Annotated in this window: 13 protein-coding genes; 3 read left to right on the top strand and 10 right to left on the bottom strand. The window is 57.1% G+C overall.

Annotated elements, in window-relative coordinates:
• Together OCV66_RS00405 and OCV66_RS00400 are read left to right on the top strand one after the other, a co-directional pair.
• Positions 1-652 (top strand): site-specific integrase (locus tag OCV66_RS00405; protein WP_262563552.1); only part of this gene is annotated, 652 nt, incomplete at its 5' end.
• 124 nt (positions 653-776) lie between these two features.
• The gene (locus OCV66_RS00400) at positions 777-2,309 is read left to right on the top strand and encodes a recombinase family protein (protein ID WP_262563551.1); all 1,533 of its coding nucleotides are present in this window, start codon (positions 777-779) and stop codon (positions 2,307-2,309) included.
• 89 nt (positions 2,310-2,398) lie between these two features.
• Here the strand turns inward: OCV66_RS00400 and OCV66_RS00395 are convergent, their stop codons facing one another.
• The 6 genes from OCV66_RS00395 to OCV66_RS00370 form a co-directional block, all read right to left on the bottom strand.
• Positions 2,399-2,662, bottom strand: a complete 264-nt coding sequence (locus OCV66_RS00395; protein WP_054327641.1) for a phage holin family protein — start codon at positions 2,660-2,662, stop codon at positions 2,399-2,401.
• Between the two features lie 115 nt (positions 2,663-2,777).
• The gene (gene sigE, locus OCV66_RS00390; protein WP_054327642.1) at positions 2,778-3,476 is read right to left on the bottom strand and encodes an RNA polymerase sporulation sigma factor SigE; all 699 of its coding nucleotides are present in this window, start codon (positions 3,474-3,476) and stop codon (positions 2,778-2,780) included.
• Between the two features lie 13 nt (positions 3,477-3,489).
• Positions 3,490-4,329, bottom strand: a complete 840-nt coding sequence (locus OCV66_RS00385) for a sigma-E processing peptidase SpoIIGA (protein WP_054327643.1) — start codon at positions 4,327-4,329, stop codon at positions 3,490-3,492.
• 209 nt (positions 4,330-4,538) lie between these two features.
• Positions 4,539-5,540, bottom strand: coding sequence for a M42 family metallopeptidase (locus OCV66_RS00380; RefSeq protein WP_147573641.1), 1,002 nt, complete (start codon positions 5,538-5,540; stop codon positions 4,539-4,541).
• The gene (locus tag OCV66_RS00375; protein WP_054327645.1) at positions 5,537-6,559 is read right to left on the bottom strand and encodes a M42 family metallopeptidase; all 1,023 of its coding nucleotides are present in this window, start codon (positions 6,557-6,559) and stop codon (positions 5,537-5,539) included. The genes OCV66_RS00380 and OCV66_RS00375 overlap by 4 nt, the downstream gene beginning before the upstream one ends.
• Positions 6,556-7,590 (bottom strand): M42 family metallopeptidase, encoded by a 1,035-nt coding sequence (locus OCV66_RS00370; RefSeq protein WP_054327646.1) that lies wholly within the window; start codon positions 7,588-7,590, stop codon positions 6,556-6,558. The genes OCV66_RS00375 and OCV66_RS00370 overlap by 4 nt, the downstream gene beginning before the upstream one ends.
• A 164-nt stretch (positions 7,591-7,754) precedes the next feature.
• Between OCV66_RS00370 and OCV66_RS00365 the strand changes: the two genes are divergently transcribed.
• A complete protein-coding gene (locus tag OCV66_RS00365; protein WP_390124101.1) occupies positions 7,755-7,883 on the top strand; it encodes a hypothetical protein in 129 nt (42 codons plus the stop codon).
• 432 nt (positions 7,884-8,315) lie between these two features.
• On the opposite strand, the gene gatB is transcribed toward OCV66_RS00365, so the two are convergent.
• Genes gatB through ligA form a run of 4 tightly spaced genes read right to left on the bottom strand, consistent with a single transcriptional unit; the run spans position 8,316 to position 13,539 of the window.
• Positions 8,316-9,740, bottom strand: coding sequence for an Asp-tRNA(Asn)/Glu-tRNA(Gln) amidotransferase subunit GatB (gatB, locus tag OCV66_RS00360; RefSeq protein WP_054327647.1), 1,425 nt, complete (start codon positions 9,738-9,740; stop codon positions 8,316-8,318).
• Positions 9,741-9,755: 15 nt separating this feature from the next.
• The gene (gene gatA, locus OCV66_RS00355; protein WP_147573639.1) at positions 9,756-11,225 is read right to left on the bottom strand and encodes an Asp-tRNA(Asn)/Glu-tRNA(Gln) amidotransferase subunit GatA; all 1,470 of its coding nucleotides are present in this window, start codon (positions 11,223-11,225) and stop codon (positions 9,756-9,758) included.
• Between the two features lie 18 nt (positions 11,226-11,243).
• Entirely contained in the window at positions 11,244-11,531 is a 288-nt protein-coding gene (gene gatC / locus OCV66_RS00350; protein ID WP_054327649.1) for an Asp-tRNA(Asn)/Glu-tRNA(Gln) amidotransferase subunit GatC, read from the bottom strand.
• A 1-nt stretch (position 11,532) separates the two neighbouring features.
• Positions 11,533-13,539: an NAD-dependent DNA ligase LigA gene (gene ligA / locus OCV66_RS00345; RefSeq protein ID WP_054327650.1), complete on the bottom strand. Its 2,007-nt coding sequence runs from the start codon at positions 13,537-13,539 to the stop codon at positions 11,533-11,535.
• Positions 13,540-13,604: the final 65 nt, after the last annotated feature.

Here is a 13,604-nt window from a genome sequence, read left to right as displayed (position 1 = left end):
AGAAAATGATACCAAAGAGAAAGTCGCATTGACAGAGGAACAGGAACAAGCCCTACTGTCATTCATCAGGACGGACAACGTGTATCACAAGTATTATGATGATGTGCTGATACTGTTAAAAACAGGACTTCGTATTTCGGAACTATGCGGACTGACAATCATGGATGTTGATTTTATCCATGAGGTTGTGGTTATCGACCACCAGTTACTAAAGAGCAAGGAACAAGGCTATTATATTGAAACGCCTAAGACAAAAAGCGGAACAAGGCAAGTGCCATTAAGCAAAGAAACGATACAGGCATTTCAACGAATGATGAAGAAACGCCCAAAGGCAGAACCATTTGTGATAGACGGACGGGGCAACTTTCTATTTGTCAATCAGAAAGGCAAGCCCAAAGTTGCGATTGATTACAATATGCTTTTTGTCCGTATGGTAAAGAAATACAACAAGTACCATAGGGATAACCCTTTGCCACATATCACACCGCATACGCTACGCCATACATTCTGCACAAGGCTGGCAAGCAAGAACATGAACCCGAAAGATTTACAGTATATCATGGGGCATTCAAATATCAGTATCACAATGAACTGGTACGCTCATGCGTCCATAGATACCGCAAAATCAGAGGTTCAGCGTCTAATCGCATAGAAGTATTTACCACGATTTTAACCACGCTTGATAGCGAAAATATAAGAAGATAGACCTAGATATGTGAGGTTTACCACAAAAGCAAAATGCCCGTAGAGCCGATAAAATAAGGCTTTGCGGACATTTGAGAAGATATAAAAAGATAGTCAAAAAGACATATATAATTTATTTTAAAATCTATAAGGATGATGGTTATTCTGGTGCGAACTTCAACCGACCCGGCTTTCAGGAGATGATTTCCGATATCGAAAGCGGCCTTGTGAATATGGTTATTGTCAAGGATATGTCCCGTTTCGGACGCAACTATCTTGAGGTGGGAATGTATACCGAAATCCGCTTCCCGGAATTTGACGTGCGGTTTATCGCCGTCAATGACGGTGTAGACAGCGAACGCGAGGACAACGATTTCACTCCGTTCCGCAACATCATCAACGAATGGTATGCGAAGGACACCAGCAAGAAAATCAGGGCTGTATTCAAGGCAAAAGGCATGAGCGGCAAACGGCTTTCCACGCAAGCGCCTTACGGCTATTTGCGGGATAGGGATGGTAATTTGAGTGTAGACCCGGAAACGGCTCCGGTTATCCGCTTGATTTTCCAACTTGCCGCCGAGGGCAACGGCCCCGGTAAAATCGCACGCCATCTGCGGGAAATGGAAATCATCACACCGGGAACGCTGGAATTTGAGCGGACGGGACGAACCAAAAATTATGACCCGATACGACCTTGCCATTGGTATAGCAGCACGATTGAAAAAATTCTGCGCAACAAAGATTACCTCGGCCACACGGTAAATTTCAAGACCACCAGAAAATCCTATAAAAGCAAGAAGAAAATCCAAAATCCCGAAGAAAAGCAGGTGCTCTTTGAAAATACCCATGAAGCCCTTGTATCACAGGAGACATGGGAGATCGTGCAGAAGAACCGGGAAAACCGGCGCAGGCCCACCCGCATGGGCGATATGGGCATGTTCTCCGGCCTGTTATATTGCGCCGACTGCGGCCATACCCTCAATCTCAACCGCACAAAATCCTTGGCGCGAGAGAAGGACAGTTACACCTGCGGCGCTTACAAGCAGCAGAGAGGCAAATGTACGGCCCACTTTATCCGGGCGATTGTGCTGGAACAGCTTGTACTGGAAAACCTGCGGGCAGTCATCGCCTTTGCCCGCGAGGATACCGATGGTTTCATCCGGCAGGCCATGTCCAACCGGATGGAAGCGCAGATGCAGGAGCAGGCTCAGGCCAAGCGGACGCTGGAGCAGCAGGAACGGCGTATTGCGGAAATCGACGGCATCATCAAGCGATTGTATGAGGACAACATCAGCGGCAAACTGACCGATGAACGCTTTTCAAAAATGTCTGCTGATTATGAGCAGGAGCAGGCCCACTTACAGATGAGCGTCAAAGAACTACAGCAGACCGTAGAAGCCTGCGAGCAGCAAAACGTAAACATGGACAGCTTCATCAAGTTGGTGAAGAAATACACTGTTCCGGACAAGCTGTTTCCAGAACTTCTCCATGCTCTTGTGGAAAAAATCATCGTTCATGCGCCGGATAAGTCCAGCGGCCACCGTACTCAGCAAATTGATATTCACTATAATTTTATTGGTGAAATTGGACTTTCCCATGCAATCGACAAAAAGGAATCGGCGTGATATGCCGATAGCATATCATGCCGATTTTCCGTAGCATGAACATCCTTATGAACACGCCCCTAACGACCGCCTGCTTTTTTACCACCGCCCTATGACGGTTTTTCATAGCTTTTCGCCCGCGCGCTGTCCGTTATCCCCGCGGTTGTCGGGTCGTTGAGCGCCGCCCAAATATTGGACGCCATCAGAAACAGGCAGTAGGGATTGGTGAACGCTCCTTTCAGCACCTCCCATACCGCGCCCCATGTCGTCATATCCGAGGCTGTCAGCCCTGCATAGGCCAACGCCGTGGCGAATATTCCCAGCAGAAGCTGTATCCAGAATATCGGGTTCCTGAGCCGCACTTTCAGATTCATATGCCGCCTCCCATCCGTATATATTGAGACGCCGCCCTGCGGCGACCCTCCCGCTTTTATTTATATGCGCCACGCATTGTCCAATTTCGAATAAATGGGAAGTCGAGTACCCGCATCAGACCCATTTCAGAATGTCTTTCCGCATCCGCGCGATAATCCGTTTTTCCAGTCTTGATATGTAGCTCTGCGAAATGCCGAGCAGGTCCGCGACCTCCTTCTGCGTCATGGCTTCCGGCATATTGATGCCAAACCGCATGGAGATGATCTGTCGCTCCCGCGCTGGCAGGCGTTCCAGCGCGCGCAGCAGCAGCGTGCGGTCTACATCGTCCTCCAGCGGCCGCATCACGCTGTCCGGCTCGGTACCCAGAATATCCGACAGCAGCAACTCGTTTCCATCCCAGTCCGAGGAAAGCGGCTCATCAAACGAAACCTCTGTCCGGCGGCCCGCGATTTTGCGGAGATACATCAATATCTCATTCTCAATGCAGCGGGACGCATAGGTTGCCAGCTTGACGTTTTTATCGCTCCGGTAGGTGCTGACCGCCTTGATCAGCCCGATTGTCCCGATCGAGATCAGATCCTCCGTCCCCACGCCGCTGGATTCAAATTTGCGCGCCAAAAACACGACAAGCCGCAGGTTGTGTTCGATCAGCGTATTTCTGGCCTGCTCGTCTCCGGATTGGCAGGCCAACACCGCATCGGCCTCCTCCTCTGCAGAAAGCGGCGGGGGCAACACCTCGCTGCCGCCGATGTAGTAAACCGGCTGCTTTGCAAACAGGCTCTTCAGCTTTCTGATGATCCATTGGAATATCATGCTTCTCTCCCTTTCATACACCGATCAATCCGTCATACGCACCCTGTCCGATCTGATCCGGCCCAACCGCACAGACGCAGTCCAGCGGTTTCCCATCTGCACGGTACACGCTGTCTGGACGGAAATACAGCAGCAGGCCGCTCTCCGTGCCCACCGCGCGGTACGGCAGCAGCCCAAACCGGCCTGCCAGCCTGGGCGGGAGTCTGGCAAGCGCCTCCGAGGCAGCCATTGTGCCATCCCGTAGCGGCCGCCCTGCCTCTCCCAGCAGTTCCACAGCGGCCGCTCGATCCATCACGACCACCGGTTTTCCCGAAACCGGTTCAAACAGCCCGTTTCCGGTATCATGCAGGACGCGCAACTCGCACGCCTTTCCCCCAAAGCAGATCCGCAGCGTCTCCACCTCCCGCCGAACCGGCCCATGCAGCGCATCTCCACGCAGAAATATCCCGCTGACCGCGTAACCGGCTGCGGCGGCTAAAACCAGAACGCGCAGCGGAACAGCGGCATAGTATCCCGCCCCTGTCAAAAGCTGCCGGCCGGACGCCGCGCCAAGCGCCGCCGCAAGCCCCGCAAAAGAGGCTGCGACGACAAAGTACAGCGCGCACAGGCGCGCGAAAGCGCGCTGTCCAGCAAAGGCCGCGGCGCACAGGCCGATTCCGGACAAAATCCGCAACGGAGCCAGCGCCAGTGCGGGGAACAGCATCGCCGCAGCCGAATAGGTGCCGCCTACCGCTGCCGCCCCCAGTAGCCGCCTCCGTTTGACGGATACCCCGCCCAGCCTGGCCGCGGCGAGCAGCGTCGTATAATCCATCAGTGCGTTGACCCCAAACAGGACATCCAGATAGACGACCATGCTCCACCTCCGTTCGGGGTCTATCTTATCACATACCCTGTACAATATTTGCCGAATGGAGGGCTGCTGTTTCCTGTCGAAAACCCGATCCGCCCTGCCGGTTATGGGCAGAGCGCAGCCTAATAACCGAACGATGGGCGAAAAAGCAGGGGATCCGGCTCGATACAGCCGGATCCCCTGCGGTTCCTTTTACACGGCGGAATTGCCGTTTATTTTTGCTGCAGCACAAATTTTTCCAGCAGTCTTGCAGCCGCCTCTACGTCGGACACCGCGCACATCTCGCTCGGCGAGTGGATATACCGCGTCGGGATGGATACCGCGCCCGCCTGCACGCCGGCACGCGTCTTTTGCAGCGCGGCCGTGTCCGTGCCGCCGAACTGCAGTATCTCCCGCTGGACGTCGATACCGCAGGCTGCGGCCGCCCGTTCGAGCGCCGCGCAGACCTCCGGCGTGCAGATCACCGACCGGTCCATGACCTTGACCGCCGGTCCCCTGCCCATATCGACCGCCATGGGCGTTTTCCGCTCGGGCAGGTCGCCTGTGTCCGTCACATCGACTGCAACGGCGATATCTGGTTCCACCGCGAACGCCGCCGCGCCCGCGCCGCGCAGGCCAACCTCCTCCTGCGCGGTGAACGCAAAATACAGGTCGTTTTCGATTTCCTGCTGGGCCAGACGCTCCATCGCGAGCAACAGGGTCACGCAGCCGATGCGATTATCCAAGTACGGACCGCACAGCACCCCGTTCTGTTCAAAGCGCGGCGCGTCGAACACCGCGAAGTCGCCGATCTGCACCTGTCTCTCTGCATCCGCCCGATCCGCCGCACCAATATCAATGAAGAGGTTGTCCAGTGTAATATCCTTGAACGGCGTTTTTTCCTCATAGGAAATCACGCCGCGCGTGCCGCCCGCAAACTGGACCTGAATATTGATCAGGTCGCCCTTGAACAGCCCGCCGACCTGTGCAAACCGGATAAATCCTTTTTCGTCGATATAGGTCGCCACCACACCGATCGAATCCATATGCGCGGCAAACAGCAGCTTTTTGCCCGCGCCTTTTTTGCGGCAGATCAGATTGCCGAGCGCATCCGTGGTGATATCGTCAATATATTCCCCCGCGATGGCGGCGATGGCTTCGCGCACCGCGTCCTCGCGGCCTGACGGGCCGAACGCGCCGCCGACCGTATTCCATAAATCAAAAACCTTGCTCATTCGTCGTCCCCTCTCAGGTCTTCCAGAAATGCCCGCGCAGCGGCCAGCACCGCCTCGCAGTCCGATACCGCCGCCACAGAGGACGGCGAATGGATATACCGCACCGGCGCGGCGGCCGCGCAGACGCGCACCCCTGCCTTGCTTTTGTGAATGCGTCCGGCATCCGTCCCGCCGGAAACACGCGTCTTGGTCTGCCAGGCGATGCCGCGCTTTGCACACGCATCGCGCAGCAGCTCAAACAGACCCGCATCGTAAATCGTCGCGCCATCCATGAGCGGCAGCACGACGCCGCCGCGCACATGGCAGACCGCTTTCCCATCCGTCACCTCCGCCAAGTCGGCGGCGGTCGTGCCTTCCAGCACCAGCGCAAAGTCCGGATCCAGTGCATAGGCCATGCTTGCCGCGCCGCGCAGTCCTACCTCCTCCTGCACGGTAAAGCAGAACCAGGTATCGATAGGCGGCTGCTCCTCCAGCAGCTTGAGCAGGGCCGCGCAACCCACGCGGTCATCGATCGCCTTTGCCTTGATCAGCCCATCGCCAAACTCGACCACTGGGGAGTCGAACACACCATAGTCCCCCAGCGACACCCGCTCCTCCGCCGCCGCGCGGCTGGACGCACCAATGTCGATATACAGATCCTTGGCCTTGGGCATGGTCCGGCGCTCGGCAGCGGTCGTCAGATGCACCGCCTTGATACCGATGACGCCTGTCACTTCCCCGAAGCGCACCGGACGCCCGATCACGACGCGCGGGTCCACCCCGCCGACAAAGCCGAATTTAATCATACCATCGTCCGTGATCTTTTTGACGATCACGCCGACCTCGTCCATGTGCGCGCACACGACAACCGGACGTTCAAGGGTTTTTCTCCCTTTGCGGAATACCATCACATTACCGATCGCATCCGTCCGCAGCGCGTCCGCGTACGGCTTTGCCTTTTTCAGCACGAACGCGCGCACAGCGTCCTCACAGCCGGACGGCCCCGGCAGCGCGCACAGCGTTTTCAGCAGCTCGGTCATTCCTCGGCCTCCCCATCAAACTCACGCAGAAACGCGGCGATCAAATCAGCTGCCGCCTCTACATCGGACAGCTTCACAACTTCGACCGGCGTATGCATATATTTCTCCGGAATCGAGAGCAGCGCGGTCGCAATCCCGCACGCCACGGTCTGCATAGTCCAGGCGTTCGTGCCGGTGTTGCCCTCCATCACCTCAAGCGAATAGCCGATGTCATTGGCCTTGGCCGCCTTGATCAGCCGCTTTGTCAGCCCTCGGTGCAGGTTCGGACCCATGCCGACCGCCACGCCGCTGCCCAGCTCAAACACACCGTCTGCGGGGCCGTCCGGCGTTTTGCCATGCGTCACATCCACCGCGATCGCATATTCCGGCTGTACGGCAAACGCGCCGGTCTGCGCGCCGAGTCCGGTGACCTCCTCCTGCGTGCTGATCAGCACCGCGATATTGCAGCCCAGCTTTTTCACCTTTTTCAGCTTCTCCACGGCCAGCAGGATTGCGGCTACACCCGCGCGGTCGTCCAGACATTTGCTGCAAAGCTGCCCGCCGAGCAGCCGCACCGGCTTCTGGGCGAATGCGATCGGCGTACCGATCCTGATCCGGTCTTTCGCATCCGTCAGGCCCGTGTCGATTAGCATTTGATCGACCGTCACCGCCTTATCCTGTTCACCCGCCTTGAGCAAATGCGGTGGCATACAGGCCACCACGCCGTACAGCGGTTCGTCCGCGAGGACCGTCACCTCCCCCGCGAGCAGCATCCGCGGGTCGACGCCACCGACCGGAGCGAAACGCAGAAAGCCGCCCTCCAGCACTTCGGTCACTACAAAGCCGATCTGATCCAGATGCGCATCCAGCAAAACGGTTTTTGCATGCTTTTTCCCGCATTTTCTATAAGCCAGCACATTGCCGCTGCGGTCTGTTTCTACCGTATCACAGTATGGTTGGAACAACGCCGCCACAGCCTGCGCCGCCTGCATTTCAAACCCACTGACCGCCGGCATTGCGCACAGCGTCCGCAGGGTTTCCTCCAAACGCAAAGACAATTCCTCCTTTTTCTGTAGAATATGGCCTGTCTCTATTATAACCGCTTCCCCCGTCCGATACAATAGCGCGGTTGACAAAGGCCGTGAAAAACAGTATAGCTGAGCTATCCTGACGGGAGTGCGTTGTTTTATGGGGCCTGTTACAGGCCGCGTTGACCGTGCGTGCCGGCGTATCCCGAAACACGATCAGCCTGACCGTGACAGGCCCGTTTAACCCAACACCCAAGCTCACCCTGATCCAGTTCATCGCGCTGTACAAAAAATTCGAGAACCTGTTCTATTTCTGACGACAGGCGCAAAAAGAATGCTGTAAATCGCAGCATCTGTTCTTCCTATTTATCAAACTGACCATTTACCCCAAGTAAAACAGACAACCACCCACATTACCCCGTATTCCAAGAAACCGTTTTTATCCATCCCCCATAGGAGAAGAAAGGCATTTAACCACATTTTGGGGAGGTGAGAAACACCTTTTTCTTACGCAACATTTTTCTCAAAAAAACATCTTTATTTTTCATATTTTCATTTTATATTCCTGTTTTCACCAACAAATATTTTAAACAAATATCGTCTTGATTGATGACTTTCCCGCATAGCAAGAACAATAAAAAAGACCTGAGGCAACAATCCAAATTGAATCATTGCCTCAGGTCTTGTCTGTTTTTTCTGAGGGATTTAGCCTATTTTATTTGAGGGAGCTACAACAAACATCTTTTTTATCAAAGCTTCGCCAGCTCCTGCGCGATCAGCTTATTGATGATCTGCGGGTTGCCCTGACCCTTGGAGGCTTTCATGCACTGGCCTACAAGAAAGCCGGTGACGTTCTTGCCCGCTTTGAAGTCCGCGACCGCTTTTTCATTTTTGGCGATCACGTCCTGCACGATGGCGAGGATAGCGCCCTCGTCCGATACCTGCTTGAGTCCCATGCGCCCGACGATGGCTTCCACTGTTTCGTCGGTTTCAAACATGCTCGGCAGCACCTTTTTGCCCGCGTTGCCCGAAATCGTCCCCGCTTCGATCAGCTTTACCAGATCGACCAGCTTATCCGCGGTCAGCTTGGTGTCCGGCAACTCCACGCCCTTGTCATTAAGGTATTTGGAAATGTCGGACAAAATCCAGTTTGCCGCAGCCTTGGGCTTGACCTGCCTGGCCGCCGCGTCGAGCAGCTCTGCCTTGGCAAAGCTGTCCGAGATCAGGCGCGCCTCCATCGCGGTCATGCCATATTCGTTCAGGTAACGCTCATAGCGCGAAATCGGCAGTTCGGGAATCTCGCTTTCGATCTGGCGCATCCATTCGTCCGAAATTTCGACCGCGATCAGGTCGGGGTCTGGGAAGTAGCGGTAGTCCTGCGCGTCCTCCTTGGTGCGCATGACCGTGTTTTTGAGCTTGACGTCGTCCCACCGGCGGGTTTCCTGCTGGATCTCGCCGCCATTTTCCACGACCTCGATCTGGCGGGCAATTTCATAATCGATCGCGCGCACCGCGCCCGAGAAGGTGTTGATGTTCTTCATCTCCACGCGCGTCCCCAGCTCCTCCGAGCCCTCCGGCCGGATGGACACGTTCACGTCGCAACGGATCGAGCCTTCCTCCATCTTGCAGTCGCAGATATCAAGGTAGGACAGCGTGGTTTTGATCATTTCGAGGAACTCCTTGGCCTCGGCCGAGGAATGCAGGTCGGGCTTTGTGACCATCTCGATCAGCGGCACACCGCAGCGGTTGAAGTCCACAACCGTACCGTCGATCTCGTCATGCAGCAGCTTGCCCGCGTCCTCCTCAAAATGGATGCGCTCAAGGCGGCAGGACTTCTTTTCTCCGTCCACATAGAAGAACACCTCGCCGTTTTCGCAGATCGGCACATCGAACTGCGAAATCTGGTAGGCCTTGGGCAGGTCAGGATAAAAATAATTCTTGCGGTCGGCTTTGCAGAGCTGGTTGACCGTGCAGCCGGTCGCCTTGCCCATCTTGGCCGCATAGTGCACAACCTGCTTGTTGAGCACAGGCAGCGCGCCCGGCATACCGGTGCAGACCGGACAGGTGTGAGTATTGATCGGCGCGCCGAACGAGGTCGAGCAGGAGCAGTAGATCTTGCTCTTAGTGGAAAGTTCCGCATGCACCTCAAGGCCGATGACAGCTTGATATTTCATTTGTCGTTTCCTCCCTTACAGCGCCGCGATGATATTTCTAAGCCCCGACGCCTGCTCAAACGCAAGGCCGGCGTTCAGTAGCTTCTGCTCGCCAAAACGCGGGCCGATGAGCTGCATTCCGATCGGCAGCTTGTTCGCGTCAAATCCGCAGGGCTGCACAAGTCCCGGCAGACCCGCGATGTTGACCGATACCGTACAAACATCCCCCGCATACATTTCCAGCGGATTGCTGGTCTTGGCGCCCAAGCCGTAGGCCGTGGTCGGCGCGACCGGAGTCAGGATGACATCGCACTTCTCAAACGCATTTGCGAATTCCTCTTTGATCTTGCGCTGCGCAGCGCGCGCCTTTTTGTAGTATGCGTCGTAATAGCCGGACGAAAGCACATAGGTGCCAAGCATGATGCGGCGCTGCACCTCCGCGCCAAAGCCCTCGGAGCGGGATTTGGTGTACAGCGCGATCAGGTCGTCGCCCGCGTTCGGGGTACGGTAACCGTACTTGACGCCGTCAAAGCGCGCCAGGTTGGAGGACGCCTCCGCGGACGACAGGATGTAGTACACCGGCAGCGCGTACTCGACCAGCGGCAGGGAAATTTCAAACACTTCTGCGCCGAGGCCCTTATAGGCTTCAGCCGCGGCGAGTACGCTCGCGCGCACCTCGTCCGAAATGCCCGCGCCGAAGTATTCCTTGGGCAGACCGATCTTCATGCCCTTGATATCCGCGTTCAGGTTTGCGCGTACGCTGCCCTCGAACGGAGCCTTGACCGAGGTCGAGTCATGCAGCGGGTCATGGCCGGTGACCGCGTCGAGCAGCATCGCCGCGTCCTCGACAGAACGGGCGAACGGGCCGATCTGGTCGAGCGAGGACGCGAACGCGATCAGGCCGTAACGGGATACCGCGCCATAGGTCGGCTTGAGGCCGACCACGCCGCAGAACGACGCGGGCTGGCGGATCGAGCCGCCGGTATCCGAACCGAGCGACAGCGGGGCCTCGCCTGCGGCGACCACCGCCGCCGAGCCGCCGGACGAGCCGCCCGGCACGCGGGTCAGGTCGTGCGGGTTGTGCGTCGGGTGCGTGGCGGAGTTCTCGCACGAGGAGCCCATCGCAAATTCGTCCATATTCGCCTTGCCGGTCACAACCACATCATGCGCATCCAGCTTTTCCACCACGGTTGCGTTATACGGCGGCTTGAAGTTATACAGGATCTTGGAAGCGCAGGTGGTCAGCGTACCCTTGGTGCAGATGTTGTCCTTGACCGCGATCGGAATGCCCGCCAAAGCGGACAGTTCCTCGCCGGCGGCGCGCTTCTTATCCACTGCCTCGGCCTGCGCGAGCGCGGCCTCCTCAGTGACGGTCACATAGCCCTGTACCCTGTCCTCAACCGCTGCGGTGCGGGCGAACACATCCTTCGCCAGCTCGACCGCCGAAACCTCCTTTTTCGCGAGCAGTTCGGACAGCTCGGCCGCTGTTTTCTCATAAAGTGCCATATTTTCCTGTCCCTCCCTTTACTCGACCACACGCGGTACGGCTACGCCGCCTGCCTGGAAATCCGGCGCGTTCGGCTCGATCAGCTCGTCCGGTGTATACTCCTGGATGACTGCATCCTCGTGGAACGCGTTCTTGCGCTCGGTGTCGATCACGTCGGTAATATCGCCGAGGTCAAGCTCAGCCAGTTTGTCCACCATGCCGACGATGCCCTGCATGTCGTCCGCCAGCCGGTCAAAAATGCCCTCCGACGAGTCCAGACGCGCAAGGGACGCGATGTGTTCAATTTCTTTTCGCGAAATTGCCATGTCAAAGTTCCTCCTGCTGTGTTGTATTTTCATTTTCTATCATTTGCTTGAATTCCTGCTCGGTCAGCACGGGAATGCCCAGTTCGGCCGCTTTCTGCAGCTTGCTGCCCGCGTTCTCCCCCGCAACGACATAGCTCGTCTTTTTGGAGACCGAACCCGCCGCCTTGCCGCCGAGGGCTTCGATCAGGTCGTTGATCTCCTTGCGGGTGTAGAGCGTCAGGCTGCCGGTCGCGACGATGGTCTTGCCCGCAAGCAGATCGCTTTTCGCGGTCTTTTCTCCGGTGAAGTTGACCCCATGCACACGCAGCTTTTCGATCAGCTCCTTGGACTGGTCAAGCTCGCGCCATGCCGCGATGCTCTCCGCGGTGGCCTGGCCAATGTCACGGATCTCGGTCATCTCCTCGACCGGAGCCGCGAGCAGCGCGTCCAAGCTACCGAAATGGTCGCTGAGCACTTTGCCCGCTTTCTGGCCCACATGCCTTATGCCAAACGCAAACAGCAGCCGCGACAGATCGCGCGTCTTGCTGGCTTCGATACCGCTAATCAGATTATTGGCCCAGGTATCCACCTTTTTGCCGAGCGGCAGGAGCTGCTCGACCGTCAGGTCATACAGGTCGGCGGCGGAGCGTACCAGTCCCGCGTCGATCAGCTTTTGCAGGTTGCCCTCGCCGCAGCCGTCGATATCCATCGCGTCGCGCGAGGCAAAGTGCATCAGGTTGCGCAAAAGCTGCGCTGGGCAGGACGCGCCCGTGCAACGGATCGCGGCCTCCTCCTCGTCGTCGAACACCGGCGCGCCGCACACCGGACAGAAGCGCGGCATTTCGTAGGGCTGCGCGTCCGCGGGGCGCTTGTCCGTGTCCACGCCGACAATCTCGGGGATGATCTCGCCCGCCTTGCGCACGGATACCGTGTCTCCTACCCGCACGTCAAGCTGGCGAATAAAATCGCGGTTGTGCAACGTTGCGCGGGAAACCGTCGTCCCCGCAAGCCGCACCGGTTCGAGCACCGCGTTAGGCGTTAAAACGCCCGTCCGTCCGACCGAGATGATGATATCCTTGAGAAGCGTCTGCTTGACCTCAGGCGGATACTTATACGCCGCCGCCCAGCGTGGGAATTTGGCGGTCGAACCCAACGTTTCGCGCTGTACGAACGCATTAACCTTGACCACCGCGCCGTCGATATCAAAATCCAGCTCGCCGCGCGTTTCACCCATGCTTTCGATCTCGCTCCGCACATCCTCCGGATCGGTATAGACCGGATAGCGCGGGCTGACCGGAAAACCAAGCCGTTTCAGGTAGTCCAATGACTCCGTATGGCTCGCGAGCGGCAACTCGTCGCTGTTCTGGATGTTAAAACAGAAAATGGAGAGCTTGCGCTGCCTGGTGACACCGCTGTCCTTTTGCCGCAGCGAACCCGCCGCCGCGTTGCGCGGGTTGGCGAGCAGCGGCTTTTCATGCAGCTCGAGCTCGCGGTTGAGTGCGTCAAACACGGACTTTTTCATATATACCTCACCGCGCACGATCAGGTGCGGCGGCGCGTTTTTCAGCTTGCGCGGGATATCCCTGACTGTTTTCAGGTTGGCGGTCACGTCCTCGCCGACCTGCCCGTCGCCGCGCGTCGCGCCGCGGACGAACACCCCGTCCACATACTCGAGCGCGACTGAAAGGCCGTCGATCTTATACTCGACCACATATTCCGCCTGCCCCACTGCGCCCTCGACGCGGTCATAGAATTCGGAAAGCTCGTCGAACGAGAATACATCCTGCAGGCTCTCGAGCGGGTAGGCATGCGTCACCTTGGCGAACCGGCCGGAGGCCGTGCCGCCGACCCGCTGGGTCGGGGAATCCGCGTCCACATATTCCGGATGCGCGGCCTCAAGCGCGCGCAGCTCGCGCTGCAGCATATCGTACTCATAGTCCGATATTTCGGGCGCGTCCTGATCGTAATATTTTTCATTGTGATACCGCAGCTTTTCGCGCAGCGCGGCGATCTGTTTACCCGCGTCCATGCCAACATCCCTTCTTGATCCAATACAGAATATAGTATACCAAATTTTGCGCGGTTTCGGAAGTA

Source organism: Agathobaculum ammoniilyticum, from assembly GCF_025567315.1.
Lineage (GTDB): Bacteria > Bacillota > Clostridia > Oscillospirales > Butyricicoccaceae > Agathobaculum > Agathobaculum ammoniilyticum.
The sequence above is the reverse complement of the archived record's forward strand: the minus strand, read 5'-3'. Positions and strand labels throughout refer to the sequence as shown.

Excerpts from the sequence above, each read along its gene's own strand:
- OCV66_RS00395 (WP_054327641.1), bottom strand. The coding sequence starts at position 2,662 with ATGAATCTGAAAGTGCGGCTCAGGAACCCGATATTCTGGATACAGCTT.
- sigE (WP_054327642.1), bottom strand. The coding sequence starts at position 3,476 with ATGATATTCCAATGGATCATCAGAAAGCTGAAGAGCCTGTTTGCAAAG.
- OCV66_RS00385 (WP_054327643.1), bottom strand. The coding sequence starts at position 4,329 with ATGGTCGTCTATCTGGATGTCCTGTTTGGGGTCAACGCACTGATGGAT.
- OCV66_RS00380 (WP_147573641.1), bottom strand. The coding sequence starts at position 5,540 with ATGAGCAAGGTTTTTGATTTATGGAATACGGTCGGCGGCGCGTTCGGC.
- OCV66_RS00375 (WP_054327645.1), bottom strand. The coding sequence starts at position 6,559 with ATGACCGAGCTGCTGAAAACGCTGTGCGCGCTGCCGGGGCCGTCCGGC.
- gatB (WP_054327647.1), bottom strand. The coding sequence starts at position 9,740 with ATGAAATATCAAGCTGTCATCGGCCTTGAGGTGCATGCGGAACTTTCC.
- gatA (WP_147573639.1), bottom strand. The coding sequence starts at position 11,225 with ATGGCACTTTATGAGAAAACAGCGGCCGAGCTGTCCGAACTGCTCGCG.
- gatC (WP_054327649.1), bottom strand. The coding sequence starts at position 11,531 with ATGGCAATTTCGCGAAAAGAAATTGAACACATCGCGTCCCTTGCGCGT.
- ligA (WP_054327650.1), bottom strand. The coding sequence starts at position 13,539 with ATGGACGCGGGTAAACAGATCGCCGCGCTGCGCGAAAAGCTGCGGTAT.